Raw genomic sequence first — 13511 nt, forward strand, 5'->3', positions numbered from 1 at the left:
GAGACTGCTCGCGGTGACGTGCCGGGGATCACGCGCTTCCCGAGACGATCGTCACCGCGCTCACCAGGTCGCCCGGGCTGCCGCCCTGGTTCTGGATCAGACCGTACCGGAGGTCGGCGAGCTGCCGCTCCCCCGCCTCGCCGCGGAACTGCAGCCACATCTCGTACATCATCCGCAGGCCGCTCGCCCCGATCGGGTGCCCGAAGCTCTTGAGCCCTCCGTCGACATTGACCGGCAGCGCGCCGCTCCGGTCGTACCGACCGTCCAGCACATCGCTCCACGCCTTGCCCCGCTCGGAGAAGCCGAGCTCCTCCATCAGCACGAGTTCCGTGGGGGTGAAGCAGTCGTGCACCTCGGCGAGCGAGATCTGCGAGGCCGGATCGGTGATTCCGGCCTGCGCATACGCGATCTTCGCCGAAACCGCGGCCTCGGAGAGATCCGAATAGTCGTAGTCGCTGTCGAATCTCCCCGTCCCTGAGCCCGCGTCGAGTGCGAGCGCATGGATGAAGAGCGGTCGATCCGTGTACTTGTAGGCGTCTTCGGCGCGCACGATCACGGCGGCCGCAGCACCGTCGGCGACGCCCGAGCAGTCGAAGACGCTGAGGTTGCCGGCGAGCGAGGGCGCGGCGGCGATCGTCTCCTTCGAGACGGCCTTGCGGAACTGTGCGCGCGGGTTCAGTGCACCGTTGCCATGGTTCTTCCATGCGATGTGCGTCATGGCCTCTTTGATCTGCGCCTCGGACACTCCGTACCGACGCGCATACGCGGGCACGATCATCGAGTACATCGCCGGCGCGCTCAGCACGGCGGGAGTGCCGTCGTTCGGCACGCTCGGCATCTCGAGCCCGGAGTAGCCGGCATCCTTCAGCTTCTCTCCACCCACTGCCATGACGATGTCGTACGCCCCCGACGACACCGCGAAGCACGCATTGCGAAACGTCTCGGAGCCCGTCGCGCACATGTTCTCGACGCGGGTCACCGGTTTGTGCGAGATGTTGAGCGGACGCGTCAGCGTGAGCCCCGAGACGCCTGAGATCATCGAGCCCAGCCAGAAGGCGTCGACGTTCTGCACGTCGAGCCCACCGGCGGCGGCGAGTGCACCCTGCGTCGCCTCGACCAGCAGATCGTCGACGTCACGATCCCAGTGCTCACCGAAATCGGTGCATGCCATCCCGACGATCGCGACCGGGTTCCTCAGAGCGTGAGCTCCCATCAGACCTTCTCCTCGTCTTCCGGACGTACTTTCCACACGTAGTTGCGCACGCCGTTGCCGCCGATGCCGGCCAGCCGGAACGTGGGGCGGACGGCATCACCGATCGCGAAGCCGCGACCGAGAGCATCCGTCATCTCGCACTCGAAGCGTCCTCCTCCCTCGAAGTCGACGGCAACCACCTTCGCCGGCAGCTGAATCGACTCCGACAGCCAGTCGTCGGTGAATGACGCGACACGCCCGGGGATGCCGACCATCGAGATCGGCTCGGAGCTGTCGGTCGCGGAACAGCGAAGGCACACCCGGCGAGGTGGCATGTTGCGGTACCCACACTCGGTGCACTGCCCGGCGACGAATGCGAACTTCCAGCTCGCGTTGCGACGCGAGGCGGGGGGCACAGGCGGCCGGACCTCAGGCCGCCGGGCGGGCTCCCGCGGCAGGAGGCCGCGCCAGTTGAGGTAGTCGCCGTAGCCGATCGAGTAGCCGCCACCCATCGCCCGCGCGAGACCACCGCGCTCCCGGGGGACGTGCTTCGGAGTGACGCGGAAGACGAACGCGTCCGCACCGTCCGCGGCACTGAGCACCAGGATCGTCTGACCCGGCGCGGCGGCATCGAGGACAGCGGTGAGCCTGAGCGCGAAATCGGCGGCGCCGGCATAGCCGAGTCCGGCGACGTCGGCGGCGGCGAGCTGCTCGGGCCGGAAGGTGCGACGCACGGCAGCTCCGGCGCGGGCGTGCGGCACGCTGACGATGACGTGGTCGACCTGCTCGCGGTTCACTCCGGATCGGGCGAGCACGTCCTGCAGCGCACGCTCCATGAGAGGGACGTACTCCTCGACGCCGAAGCGCTCCTCCCAGATGCGGGTCCGTACCGCGCCGGGCTCGCGCCAGCGATCGAGGAACTCGCTCGAGACCGACGAGGTCGCCACCAGATCCGCGATCGGGTCCTGGCCCACCACGAACGCGGCGGCGCCGTCAGCGCCCGTGAGCTCGTCGGCCGAGCCGGGAAGCCCATAGCGCACGTCGCTGAAGACGACGACGGCCGAGCCCATGGCGAGGCCGGCGCGGAATGCTCCGGCGGCTCCGCGGAGGGCCCCTCCGACGTCGTACGCGGCGACATCCGCTTCCAGACCGCTCGCGACGGCGACGGTGGTCGCGTTCGACTTCTCGAGGTAGCCGGGGTGGGTCGTGGCGAACCAGAGACTCTCCACAGCAGGCGCGTCGTCGAGTGCCGGCCGGGCCGCCTCGACGGCCATCGTTGTAGTGTCCTCGTCATAGGACGCAACGGGTCGCGCACCCTTCGCGCGGCCGCCGGCGACGCGCGCGGCGTCGGCGAGATCGAGCCGGGGTGCGGGCACGTAGGCGCTGTAGGTCTCGATGCCGACCACGGCACATCCCTTCGCCGATGAAGCGGTTTCAATCAAGCACTTGCTTTGCTAGCATACGAACTCAGTCACCGCCGACGCAACCGGTGTCGGGACGGGCCGGTCGAGGAGGACGATGACGAGCGTGAGCGACGCGGCATTCCGAGAAGAAGTCATGGCGGTGCTCGACTCGTTCGCCGCCAAGCGCGAGACAGATTCCTCGGCACAGCCGGCGGATGACCGGGTGTCGGTCGTGGCGGAGCGATCAGAGGGTGAGGCGGAGGAACTCGCCGAGCTGCGCCGCTACCGCTCCCATCTGCGTCGTCATCGGCTCGACTGGGTCGACGGCCCGGAGGCCTACGGTGGGCGGGCGCTGGATTCCCGGTTCTCCGCTCTCCTGCGCGAACTCGAGGGCGGCTACATCCTCCCCGACGACGGCTACCTGCGTTTCAGCGTGTCGACGCTCTGCCCCACTCTCCTCGAGCACGGCACGCCCGCCCAGCGCGACGAACTGCTGCCGAAACTGCGCACGGCCGAGCTCATCGCCTGCCAGCTGTACAGCGAGCCCGGTGCGGGATCAGACCTGGCCGGTCTCGCCACGCGCGCCGAACGAGACGGCGACGGATGGCGTCTCAACGGACAGAAGGTCTGGAGTTCGGGCGCGCACTTCAGCGACCTGGGGCTGTGCATCGCCCGCACCGACGCGGCCAAGCCGAAGCACGCGGGCCTGACCACTTTCCTCGTCGACATGCGCTCGCCCGGCGTCGAGGTGCGGCCGATCCGGCAGCTCACGGGCGGGGCCTCGTTCGACGAGGTCTTCCTCACCGACGTCTTCGTGCCCGACTCGGCCAGGGTCGGCGAGGTCGACGGCGGCTGGTCTGTCGTGGTGACGTCGCTTCTCAACGAGCGATCCGCGATCGGACGCGAGGTGGGCGTCGACGCCGCACTCGTGGACCGCCTCGTCGATCTCGCCCGGCGTACGCAGAACCCGCCGGATGCACGCACGCGGGATGCGGTCGCCGATGTCGTGGTGCGAGCATGGGCCGCGCGACTGACGACGGATCGGATGCGGGGTTCCGACGGGACGCCCGGCCCCGAGCTGGCCCTCACCAAGCTCCTGACGACCGACCTGCTCCGCCAGATCAGCGACATCGCGGCCGACATCCTCGAGGGCGCCCACGTGGCGGACACCGGGGAGTGGGGAACGTACGCGTGGTCGGAGCTCACTCTGGGCCTGCCGGGCCTCCGCGTCGGCGGAGGAACGGACGAGATCCTGAAGAACGCGATCGGCGAGCGCGTCCTGCACCTCCCGAAGGACGCACGATGAAGATCGACATGGGTCTGATCGGCGCCTCGTCCGTCGAATGCGGTCCGATCGCCGCCGACGCCGAGCGCAGAGGCTTCGACGCCGTGTGGGCGAGCGAGAGCGTGACGGATGCGTTCCTCCAGTCACAGGCGGCGCTGCTGAGCACGTCGCGACTCACGGTGGGTACGGCCATCGCCGTGGCGTTCGCACGCAATCCGATGTCGACGGCCTATGCCGCCTGGGATCTCGCGGGGATGTCGCAGGGGCGATTCGTCCTCGGCCTGGGCAGCCAGATCCAGGCCCATATCGAGCGACGGTTCTCGATGCCCTGGTCGGCGCCCGCCGCGAGGATGCGGGACTACCTGCTCGCTCTCGATGCGATCTTCACCTCGTGGCGCGAGGGCACACGGCTGGACTACCAGGGCGCGGTGTACCAGCACACGCTCATGACGCCCACCTTCACGCCGAAGCACCACGATCATCGGATCCCCGTCATGATCGCCGCGGTCGGCGAGCGCATGACAGCGCTCGGCGCGGAGCTCTGCGACGGTCTGCTCCTGCACGGCATGACGACGAGCGCGTATCTCGACGACGTGACACTCCCCGCCGTGGAGCGGGGGCTCGCCGCGTCGGGGCGCTCGCGCGACGCCGTCGAACTCTACGTCCCGCTGTTCCTCGTGATGGGCGACACGGAGGAGCAGGTGGCCGAGGTGACGAGGAAGACCCGCGAGCAGATCGCGTTCTACGCCTCGACCCCGGCCTATTCGCGCGTGCTCGACACGGTGGGCTACGGCGATCTCCAGCCTGAGCTGCAGGCCCTGTCGCGCCAGGGGCGGTGGGCGGACATGGCCCACCTCATCGACGACGATCTTCTCGATGCGATCGCCGTGACGGGCAGCCCTGACGACATGCCCGAGCTGTGCAAGGCGCGCTTCGGCGGTCGCGTGGACCGGATCTCGTCGTACTACGGCTGGCCGGTCGATGACCCCGACCGGCTGGCCGGCATCCTCTCGCGCTTCCATGACGATCCGACCACCGACACGGAAGGGGCATGACCATGGGCAGACTCACGGCGGAGGAGCTGCTGTCGAGGGCGGAGATCGCCGACACGCTTCACGCGTACAGTCGCGGCGTGGACCGGCGCGACATCGATCTGCTTGCAGATCTGTTCACCGACGACGCGACGTTCGACTACGGCAATGGCCGGATCATCTCGGGTCGAGACGATCTGCGCGCACTCTTCGTGTCGGCGACGGGACGGTATAAGGCGACGAGCCACCACGTCTCGACGATCGCCTACCCCCGGCTCGAGGCCGGGAGCGCATCGACGCTGTCGTACGTCTACGCATTCCACGACACGGGCGAGATGCACTTCCACCTCTGGGGATGCTACGAGGACGAACTCGTCGACGACGGCGATCGCTGGCGCATCGTCTCTCGAAAGGTCCGTACCGCCGGCGCCCGCACGACTCCGTCAGAAGAGCTTCCGGAGCGCTTCGAACGCTACCTGCGCGCCGAGGTGGACTGATCGGCCGCCGGACGACCGCTCAGAGATCGAGTTCGTAGACGTCGAACGCGTGCTGCGTGTCGCAGTACTCGCGGACCTCGTCGATGAGCCCCCCCGCTGTGACGGTGAGCACGAACGCGTACCGGTTCTGATACATCCTGCCGTTCGCGACGCGCTCCCCCTCGCTGACGGCTTCGACGCACACGAGGCCCGACTCCGCGAAGCGGTCGTCCTCGATGATCCGGTGCGCCGCGATGCGCAATCCCTTCGCGTAACTTCCCTGGAGTTCTGAGATCCGCGCGCCGCGCTCCGAAACGCGCACCCGCCCCACGAGAAGGATGTCGGGGGCGGTCTCGGGAGGCGCTTCGGGATGCGACCATCGGCGGCTTCGTCCGCCATCGGCCCACCACGTCGCGTCGGGAGTGAAGAGCGACAGAAAAGTCGGCTGGTCGCCGGCCCCGATCGCCGCGAGAAGACGGAGTGCGGCGTCGCCGCCTCGCGACTCCGCGCTCAGGGGCAGGTCGGGGAACTGCTGACGATGCAGCGACGAGCGCCGATCGAGGTGGCGCCCCTCGAAGACATCTGCCGCATGCCTCGTGTCGAGATATTCACGTACGGAGGTGACCCGATCGCCGCTGACCGTGATCACGAAGCAGTACCGGTTCCGGTAGGGCTTCTCGCCTCGATAGAGGCCGTCGCCCGCCACTTCGAGGACGGCCACATCACCCCCGGCGAACGATCTCCGCACGATCTGACGGATGCCGCCGGGAAATCTGTCGCGCACGCCCGCGAGGCCGTCCGACTTCTCGCCCGCGTCCATCTCGCCGTGCAGCGGCCACGGCCGCCCGTCGCCCGGGTCCAGCCCGAACGCGCCGCTGGCCCGGTCCAGACCCGTGTCCACCCACCAGGTCGCACCAGGCGCCATCCAGGAGCGCACTCCTTCGGCGTCGTTGGCATCGAGTGCGCTCATGAACCCGAGTGCTACTCGGAGCGTCTCCGATTCGGTCATCCGTGATCCTCGTTCCGTGCGGCGATGAATGCAGAGCAAATGCTTGATTTAGAGTGAATGTCGCATATGGAGCATTCCAAGGCAAGGCCTCAATTGCGTAGATCAAGCACTTGCTCTACAGTCGGATCACCGCCAACGTCGCCGATGAAGGACAGACATGAAGTTGACCCGCCGCCGCCGCGCGCCGCGCGCTGAGAAGTCGGCGGAGGCCCCGCGATGACGTCCTCTCGGCTGTCGGGCCGCGTCGCGTACGTGCTCGGCGGGGGCAGTGACGGACCGGCTCGCGCGGGCGAGACGCTCGCGATCGGAAACGGCCGCGCGATCGCCCTGCGGCTCAGCGCAGAGGGCGCGACGGTCATCGTCGGCGACAAGGTACTCGAACGCGCTGCCGCCACCGTCGAGCACCTGAGCGGACCGGGGCTGGCCGTGCAGGTGGATGCCGCAGACCCCGCGTCGTGCCGCCACGCGGTCGCCGCGGCGGCCGCGCATGCCGGCCGTCTCGACATCGTGGTGTGCAACGTCGGGATATCGGGGCGCGAGCCCCTCAAAGTCCAGACCCTCGAGGACTGGGGCCTCGCCGACGACGTCAACGTGAGGTCGCACTGGATCACGGCGCAGGCGGCCCTCCCCGGCATGCTCGATGCGGGGAGCGGCGCCTTCGTGTTCGTCGGCTCGACCGCCGGCATCCTCAGCAGTCGCCGTTCGCTGTCGTACGAGGCGACCAAAGCCGCCCAGCTGGCCGTCATGCGGCACATCGCCGTGCGCTATGCGGAGCGCGGTGTCCGATCGAATGCGGTCGTGCTCGGCAACATCGACTCTGCACTCGTGCGGCGCGAATTCGGCGCCGACGGATCCGCCGCCCGCGCCCGGGTGGTGCCCATGGGGCGCGAAGGCACACCAGAAGAAGCCGCATCCGCCGTCGCATTCCTCGCGAGCGACGATGCCGGCTACATCACCGGCCAGAGCCTGATCGTCGACGGCGGAGTGAGCGCCGCGTGGCCGATTCCGCCTCGGTGATGGACGGCGAAACGAAGGAGCACGCGTGAACAGTCAGGTCGTCATCAGCGGTGTCGGGATGCACCCCTTCGGCAAGTTCCTCGATCTCTCGATGAAGGACATGGCGAAGGTGGCCGTCGATGCCGCCCTCGCGGATGCGGCGATCGGCGTCGACGACGTGCAGGCCCTCTTCTTCTCCAACGCCCTGGCGGGACTGATCACCGGCCAGGAGTGCATCAGGGGCGAAGTCACCGTGTATCCGCTCGGGCTCGGCGGCATCCCGATCCACAACGTCGAGAACGCGTGCGCGTCGGGCGGCAACGCGCTGCACCTCGCCTGGATGGCGGTCGCGTCGGGGATGTACGACACGGTCCTCGCGCTGGGCGTCGAGAAGGCGAATCACGAGGATCGCCAGCGCACCTTCAGTGCGTACGCGGCGGGAATGGATGTCGAACAGGCCTTCGCCACGGGGGAGGGTGCCGGCCAGGAGCGGAGCCCGTTCGTCGATCGCCAGGCGCGGCTGGCATCCACACTCTTCGAGGAGCGCGGCGTCACGATGGAGGGGCTCGCCCGGGTCGCATCCCGCTCGCTCCAGGCCGCCCGGCTCAACCCGTACGCCCATCGCCGCTTCGGCGGGACGCCGGAGGACGTTCTCAACTCGCGCGTGGTCGTCGATCCGCTGACGGTGCTGATGAGCTCACCGGTGAGCGACGGCGCCGCCGCGGTCGTGGTCACGAGCCGGCCCGATGTCGTACGGTCCGCGCGGTCGGTGAGCATCCTCGCGTCGCGCATGGCGACCCGGCCGCCGAAGAACAAGCCCGATGCCCCGAACGCCGTCGAGGGGTCAGCCCTCGCCGCCTACGAGCAGGCCGGTCTCGGCCCGGAGGACATGGACTTCGCCGAAGTGCACGACGCGTCGGTCGCCTACGAGCTGATGGCATGGACGGATGTCGGCATCTGCGCGCCCGGCGACGAGCAGCGCTGGGCGATGGAGGGCGTCACCGAAGCGTCCGGGAGCATGCCCGTCAACCGCTCCGGCGGACTCGTCGGGCGAGGCCACGCGCTCGGAGCGAGCGGCCTCGCGCAGGTGCACGACGTCGTCGCCCAGCTCCGCGGCGAGGCCGGCGAACTGCAGCTCCCGACCGCCGAGCGCGCCCTGGTGCAGATCGGAGGCGGAGTCGTGGACTGGCTCACCGCGGCCTCGAGCGTGCACATCCTCGGGAGGGGCTGACGGTGCCTGCGGACCTCGTCATCGACGCCCATATGCATTTCTGGGACGTCACGTGGCTGCCGGAAGGGCTGCGCCTCGCGTGGGCGAGGCAGGGCGCGGGCCGCCGGTATCCCGAACGCGATCCGCTCGACATCCTCCCCCGCGTTGCGACCGGTGAGAGCGACCCCGACGCCGCTCTCACGATCAGCGCCTTCGATCGGGCCGGCGTGGCGGCCGGCCTCGTCCCGGTCGTCGACTGGACGATCGTGGGCGCGCCGGCGGGCGAGCATCTCCCGATCGGCGCGCTCAACGCGCGCTACGAAGCGGTCTGCACCGCCCACGAGGGACGCCTGTTCTTCGCCGCGGGGATCGACCCGAGGCATCCCGATGCCCGTGAGCTCTTCGAGCAGTCGGTCGCCCACCCGCACTGCCGCGGCGTGAAGCTCTATCCCGCCGCGGGGTGGGACCTCCGCGATCCCGCTCACGACTGGCTGTTCCGTGAACTCGTCGAACGCGAGCTCACCGCGGTGATCCACTGCAGTCCGCTGGGCGGAGACCCGTTGCAGGTGATCCGCTCCCGCCCCGCCGAGGTGGCGGCGCTGCTCGCACAGCATCCGACCCTCCGCGTGTCTTTCGCCCACGCAGGGATCGAGGCATGGTGGGCCGAAGCGCTGGACTGCGCCACCGGGTGGCAGCACGCATATCTCGAGCTCTCGCTCTGGCAGCGCGTCGGAGAGCGCGATTACGGTGAGCTTCGTCACCGTGTCGCCCTGATGCGCGACCAGCTCGGCGCGCATCGCCTCGTCTTCGGCTCTGACATCGTCCGAGGGACCAAGCACGATCCGGACGGCGCAGAGTTGCAGCGATGGGTCGACATGGTGCGCGACCTCGCCGCCCCCTACGCGGGTACTCCCGCTGTGCTCTCGGAGGAGGAGATGGGACTCTTCCTCTCAGACAATGCCATTCGACTGTTCGATCTCAAGGAGTTCGCATGAGCGACAACCTCGGTCAGCTGTTCGCCAACGCCGGGCAGCGCTTCCACGACAGAATCGCGATCGAGTCGTGCGGCAGGCAGAAGACCTTCGGAGAGGTCATCGAGCGGGGCTGGCGCTTGGTACACGCCCTTCAGGACCGCGGAATCCCCGCCGGGTCGCGCGTCGCCGCCCTGCTGGGCAACCGCGTCGAATCGCTCGAGGTGTACGTCGGCCTCGCGCTCGGTGGCTACACCACGGTCCACGTGAACGATCGGCTCACGTCCGCTGAAGTCGACTACGTCCTGTCGGACTCCGGCGCCGTGGCCCTCATCCATACCGATACGGCGAGCGCTGTGGCGGCGGGCCTCTCCACCCACGCCCAGCTGCGCGCGTGGCTCGCCATCGCGGACGAGCCCCCGGCCGGCGCCGAGTCTTTCAACAGCGCGCTCGACGCAGCATCCGCCGCCCCTCTCCCCATCGACGTCGACCCGGAAGACATCGCGCTCATCGGCTACACGAGCGGTACGACCGGATTCCCCAAGGGCGTCCTGGTCAGCCACCGGGCCGTTGTGAACTGCATCAAGCTCGTGCCCTTCGCCTATCGGCTGCCGCTGCAGGGCCACGTCGCCTTCCCGGGCGGCTGGTCGTTCGTTTCGGGGCTCTGGGGCGTCATCTTCCCGCACTTCTACACGGGCGGCACGGTGTCGTTCATCCCCGGAGCGACGCCCGATGAGCTGGGCAGGCACATGGTCGAGCGGGGCTCGACGTTCACGCTGGGCCTGACCCCCCTCATCCCGATCCTGCTCGAGGCCATCCGGCTGCACCCGAAGGTGCTCGACACGCTCCAGTCGGTTCTGCACTCGGGCGGGCCCCTTCCTCCCGAGTACGCCGAGAAGCTCGTCGGCGTGATCGGCGACCGGCTCGTCGAGACGTACGGAATGACCGAGGTCGTGGGGCCCATCACGATCACCAACCGCGCCGACTACCGCGACGGAGGACCGGAGCACATCTTCGAGTCGGTCGGGCGCCCGCTTCCGACCTCGTCGATGCGGGTCGTGGACGCCGAAGGCCGCACCCTCGCCCCGGGCGAGATCGGCGAGCTCGTCATCTCGGCCGACACGATGTTCTCGGGGTATCACAACGCTCCCGAGAAGACCGCGGCGGTCCTGCGCGACGGCGAGTACTTCACGGGCGACCTCGGGTATCGCGACGAGGCGGACTACTACTACCTGACGGGCCGCGCCCAAGACCTCATCGTCAGTGGGGGTGCGAACGTCTACGCCGCCGAGGTGGAACGCGTGCTGCTGCTCATGGACGAGATCGTCGACGCGGCAGTCTTCGGCCTTCCCGACGAGCGCTGGGGCGAAGCGGTCTCGTGCGCCCTCGTGATGGCGCCGGAATCCACGGTGAGCCTCGACGACATCCGTGCCTTCACGCGCGGTCAGCTGGCCGGCTACAAGAAGCCCGTGCACATCTTCATCGTCGAGCAGCTCCCGCGCAACGCGGGGATGAAGGTCATGAAGCACGTGCTCAAGGAGCAGCTGGCAGGACGCATCGATCAGGCCGGCCAGAAGAACACCGAGAAGAAGGTACAGGCATGAGACTGGGCATCAGCGAGCTCTTCACCGGTGCAGGGCCGCGCGACGGCTCGTGGTCGAACGACGCCGCTCGACTGATCGAAGAGATCGGGTTCGCCTCGGTCTGGCTGCCCGAGCACGTCGTCTTCTTCCCCGAGTACAAATCCCAGTACCCGTACGAGTCGGGCGGCGCCCAGGAGGTGCATCGGATGCTGGGGGTCATCGACCCGCTCGTCCTGGCCTCGAGCATCGCGGCGTCGACGACGACGCTGCGGATCGGCACGTACGTCTTCGTCGTTCCTCAGCGCAATCCCATCATCACGGCGCGGCAGGTCGCGAGCATCGACCAGCTGAGCGGCGGACGTTTCGAGTTCGGCGTCGGAGTCGGATGGGCGGTGGAGGAGTACGACGCCCTCGATGTGCCCTTCGGCCGGCGCGGAGCGCGCATGGACGAGTACCTCGCCGCGATGCGCGCACTGTGGTCGCCCGAGGAGCTCACGAGCTTCTCCGGCGAGTTCGTCGATTTCCCCCCGCTCTACTGCTTCCCCAAGCCTGTGCAGAGCCGGCTGCCGATCATCGTCGGTGGCAACAGCGACGCATCGCTCCGCCGCATCGTCGAGGTCGGCGACGGGTGGGCCGGCTACAGCCGCACGACCGAAGACATCGAGATCTTCGTCGAGCGGCTCGCCACGGCGATGGAGGCGGCCGGGAGGCGGATGTCGGAGCTCTCCCTCAAGGTCGGTCGACGCAGCAAGGGCAAGACCGAGAAGGACTGGGAGGACGACCTCGCCTACATCGAGAGCGTCGAGAAGCTCGGCATCGATGAGGTCGTCGTCTCGCCGCGCATCGGCGACGAGCACTACGAACGCGACATGAGACGCTACGCCGAGATCGTCGGGCTCTGACGCCCGGTGGACTCGCCGTGGCTCTGATCTCGAGCGTCGAGCGGCTCCTCGCCGAGGACGCTGTCCGTCGAGCGCTCCTCGCGTACTGCCGCGGTGTCGACCGCGGGGACGCGGCTCTGGCCGTGAGCGCCTATCACCCTGACGGTGTCGATCATCACGGCACGTGGGATGGCCGCGTCGACGGACACTTCGCGGACGCCCTCGCCCGGCTCGTCGACCGGACGCGCTCGACCGTGCACGTCCTCGGGCCGTCGGCCTTCGACTGGATCGATACCCGTACCGTGCGCGTGGAGTCGAACGTGATGGCCCTTCACGAAGTCGAGGTCGACGGCCGCCGTACGATCGAGCACCTCCACGGTCGCTACCTCGATCTGTTCACGTGCACCGACGGCGACTGGGCGATCAGCGAGCGGATGTTCGTGCACGACCTCGACTTCCTCGACGACCGCGCCGCGGCGGCGTATCCGCCGCACGTCTTCGCCAACGGTGCGCGCGGCGCAGACGACCCGGCCCACGGTGCGGGCCGGGCCGGCTGAGAGGTCGGGCCCGTGCTCAGGACCCCGCGGTCACGGGGGCGCCATCGGTCAGCAGCGCGGCGAGCACCTCGAACTCCTGCTGGAACGACACCATCACCTGCACCTCGTCGGGCGAGTTCAGCTCGTCCCAGTGGTCGCGCACGCCCTCGGGGCTCAGGTCACGCGAGAAGTAGCCGGGCGTCTGGGCGATGACGACCCGGGCGACCCGACCGCCGCCGACGTTGAACACCTCGCCCGTCGTCGTGCACGCCTCGGCGCTCAGCCACACCACGACGGGCGAGACGAGGCTCGGGTCGAGGCGGTCGGCGTACTCGCCCAGCAGGTTCTCGGTCATGCGCGTGCGGGCGCCCGGCTCGATCGCGTTGACGTTGATGCCGTGCCGCGCCCCCTCGATCGCGAGCGTCTTCGTCGCCCCCCAGATCGCGGCCTTCGCCGCACCGTAGTTCACCTGACCGAAGTTGCCGAAGATCCCGGCCGCGGAGGTCGTATTGACGATGCGTCCGTAGCCCTGCTCGACCATCACGGGCCACGCGGCCTTGCTCATCCAGATCGTGCCCCCGAGATGCACGGCGAGCACCGACGTCCATTCCTCTTCGCTGAGCTTCGAGAACGAGCGGTCGCGGAGGATGCCCGCGTTGTTGACGAGGATGTCGAGGCGCCCGTAGGTCGAGGTGGCGAGCTCGACGATTCGGGTGGCACCCTCGAGGGTGCTGATGTCGTTCGCGTCGGCTGTCGCCACGCCACCCGCGGCGCGGATCTCTTCGACGACCGCGTCCGCCGCGTCGCGGTCGTTGACGACGACGGTGGCACCACGCGAGGCGAGGGCCAGCGCATGCTCACGGCCGAGGCCGCGGGCGGCACCCGTGACGATCGCGACTCGTCCGTTCAGATCGATCTCGGTCATTGATTCCAGCTCC

13 protein-coding genes are annotated in these 13511 nt (G+C 68.8%); 9 read left to right on the plus strand and 4 right to left on the minus strand.

Going from position 1 to position 13511, the window contains the following annotated elements:
• Positions 1-28: 28 nt before the first annotated feature.
• Both F6B43_RS12490 and F6B43_RS12495 read right to left on the minus strand, forming a co-directional pair.
• Positions 29-1213, minus strand: a complete 1185-nt coding sequence (locus F6B43_RS12490) for an acetyl-CoA acetyltransferase (RefSeq protein WP_150449241.1) — start codon at positions 1211-1213, stop codon at positions 29-31.
• Complete coding sequence (locus F6B43_RS12495; RefSeq protein ID WP_150449242.1) at positions 1213-2598, minus strand: zinc ribbon domain-containing protein; 1386 nt, start codon at positions 2596-2598, stop codon at positions 1213-1215. Before F6B43_RS12495 ends, F6B43_RS12490 begins: the two co-directional genes overlap by 1 nt.
• A 112-nt stretch (positions 2599-2710) precedes the next feature.
• Between F6B43_RS12495 and F6B43_RS12500 the strand changes: the two genes are divergently transcribed.
• From F6B43_RS12500 to F6B43_RS12510, 3 genes are read left to right on the plus strand one after another with little or no spacing between them, the layout of a single operon-like run.
• On the plus strand, positions 2711-3901 hold the full coding sequence (locus tag F6B43_RS12500) for an acyl-CoA dehydrogenase family protein (RefSeq protein ID WP_150449243.1): 1191 nt from the start codon (positions 2711-2713) through the stop codon (positions 3899-3901).
• Positions 3898-4935 (plus strand): TIGR03617 family F420-dependent LLM class oxidoreductase, encoded by a 1038-nt coding sequence (locus F6B43_RS12505; protein WP_150449244.1) that lies wholly within the window; start codon positions 3898-3900, stop codon positions 4933-4935. The genes F6B43_RS12500 and F6B43_RS12505 overlap by 4 nt, the downstream gene beginning before the upstream one ends.
• Before the next feature lie 2 nt (positions 4936-4937).
• On the plus strand, positions 4938-5408 hold the full coding sequence (locus tag F6B43_RS12510; RefSeq protein ID WP_170285652.1) for a nuclear transport factor 2 family protein: 471 nt from the start codon (positions 4938-4940) through the stop codon (positions 5406-5408).
• Positions 5409-5427: 19 nt separating this feature from the next.
• Here the strand turns inward: F6B43_RS12510 and F6B43_RS12515 are convergent, their stop codons facing one another.
• Positions 5428-6396, minus strand: a complete 969-nt coding sequence (locus F6B43_RS12515; RefSeq protein WP_150449246.1) for a nuclear transport factor 2 family protein — start codon at positions 6394-6396, stop codon at positions 5428-5430.
• Between the two features lie 216 nt (positions 6397-6612).
• Here F6B43_RS12515 and F6B43_RS12520 point away from each other — a divergent pair, with 216 nt between their 5' ends.
• Genes F6B43_RS12520 through F6B43_RS12545 form a run of 6 tightly spaced genes read left to right on the plus strand, consistent with a single transcriptional unit; the run spans position 6613 to position 12594 of the window.
• Positions 6613-7413 carry an SDR family NAD(P)-dependent oxidoreductase gene (locus F6B43_RS12520; RefSeq protein ID WP_150449247.1) on the plus strand — a complete coding sequence of 267 codons (801 nt, stop codon included), beginning with the start codon at positions 6613-6615 and terminating at the stop codon, positions 7411-7413.
• 25 nt (positions 7414-7438) lie between these two features.
• Entirely contained in the window at positions 7439-8623 is a 1185-nt protein-coding gene (locus F6B43_RS12525; RefSeq protein ID WP_150449248.1) for a thiolase family protein, read from the plus strand.
• Positions 8624-8625: 2 nt separating this feature from the next.
• Positions 8626-9597 carry an amidohydrolase family protein gene (locus tag F6B43_RS12530; RefSeq protein ID WP_150449249.1) on the plus strand — a complete coding sequence of 324 codons (972 nt, stop codon included), beginning with the start codon at positions 8626-8628 and terminating at the stop codon, positions 9595-9597.
• Positions 9594-11177 carry a class I adenylate-forming enzyme family protein gene (locus tag F6B43_RS12535; protein WP_170285653.1) on the plus strand — a complete coding sequence of 528 codons (1584 nt, stop codon included), beginning with the start codon at positions 9594-9596 and terminating at the stop codon, positions 11175-11177. Before F6B43_RS12530 ends, F6B43_RS12535 begins: the two co-directional genes overlap by 4 nt.
• A complete protein-coding gene (locus F6B43_RS12540; RefSeq protein WP_150449251.1) occupies positions 11174-12058 on the plus strand; it encodes an LLM class F420-dependent oxidoreductase in 885 nt (294 codons plus the stop codon). The genes F6B43_RS12535 and F6B43_RS12540 overlap by 4 nt, the downstream gene beginning before the upstream one ends.
• 17 nt (positions 12059-12075) lie before the next feature.
• Positions 12076-12594: a nuclear transport factor 2 family protein gene (locus F6B43_RS12545; protein WP_170285654.1), complete on the plus strand. Its 519-nt coding sequence runs from the start codon at positions 12076-12078 to the stop codon at positions 12592-12594.
• 16 nt (positions 12595-12610) lie between these two features.
• Here the strand turns inward: F6B43_RS12545 and F6B43_RS12550 are convergent, their stop codons facing one another.
• Positions 12611-13498, minus strand: a complete 888-nt coding sequence (locus F6B43_RS12550; protein ID WP_150449253.1) for an SDR family NAD(P)-dependent oxidoreductase — start codon at positions 13496-13498, stop codon at positions 12611-12613.
• Between the last annotated feature and the right edge of the window lie 13 nt (positions 13499-13511).

Source organism: Microbacterium rhizomatis, from assembly GCF_008710745.1.
In the GTDB taxonomy this organism is placed as follows: domain Bacteria; phylum Actinomycetota; class Actinomycetes; order Actinomycetales; family Microbacteriaceae; genus Microbacterium; species Microbacterium rhizomatis.

Excerpts from the sequence above, each read along its gene's own strand:
- F6B43_RS12490 (WP_150449241.1), bottom strand. The coding sequence starts at position 1,213 with ATGGGAGCTCACGCTCTGAGGAACCCGGTCGCGATCGTCGGGATGGCA.
- F6B43_RS12500 (WP_150449243.1), top strand. The coding sequence starts at position 2,711 with ATGACGAGCGTGAGCGACGCGGCATTCCGAGAAGAAGTCATGGCGGTG.
- F6B43_RS12505 (WP_150449244.1), top strand. The coding sequence starts at position 3,898 with ATGAAGATCGACATGGGTCTGATCGGCGCCTCGTCCGTCGAATGCGGT.
- F6B43_RS12510 (WP_170285652.1), top strand. The coding sequence starts at position 4,938 with ATGGGCAGACTCACGGCGGAGGAGCTGCTGTCGAGGGCGGAGATCGCC.
- F6B43_RS12515 (WP_150449246.1), bottom strand. The coding sequence starts at position 6,396 with ATGACCGAATCGGAGACGCTCCGAGTAGCACTCGGGTTCATGAGCGCA.
- F6B43_RS12520 (WP_150449247.1), top strand. The coding sequence starts at position 6,613 with ATGACGTCCTCTCGGCTGTCGGGCCGCGTCGCGTACGTGCTCGGCGGG.
- F6B43_RS12535 (WP_170285653.1), top strand. The coding sequence starts at position 9,594 with ATGAGCGACAACCTCGGTCAGCTGTTCGCCAACGCCGGGCAGCGCTTC.
- F6B43_RS12540 (WP_150449251.1), top strand. The coding sequence starts at position 11,174 with ATGAGACTGGGCATCAGCGAGCTCTTCACCGGTGCAGGGCCGCGCGAC.
- F6B43_RS12550 (WP_150449253.1), bottom strand. The coding sequence starts at position 13,498 with ATGACCGAGATCGATCTGAACGGACGAGTCGCGATCGTCACGGGTGCC.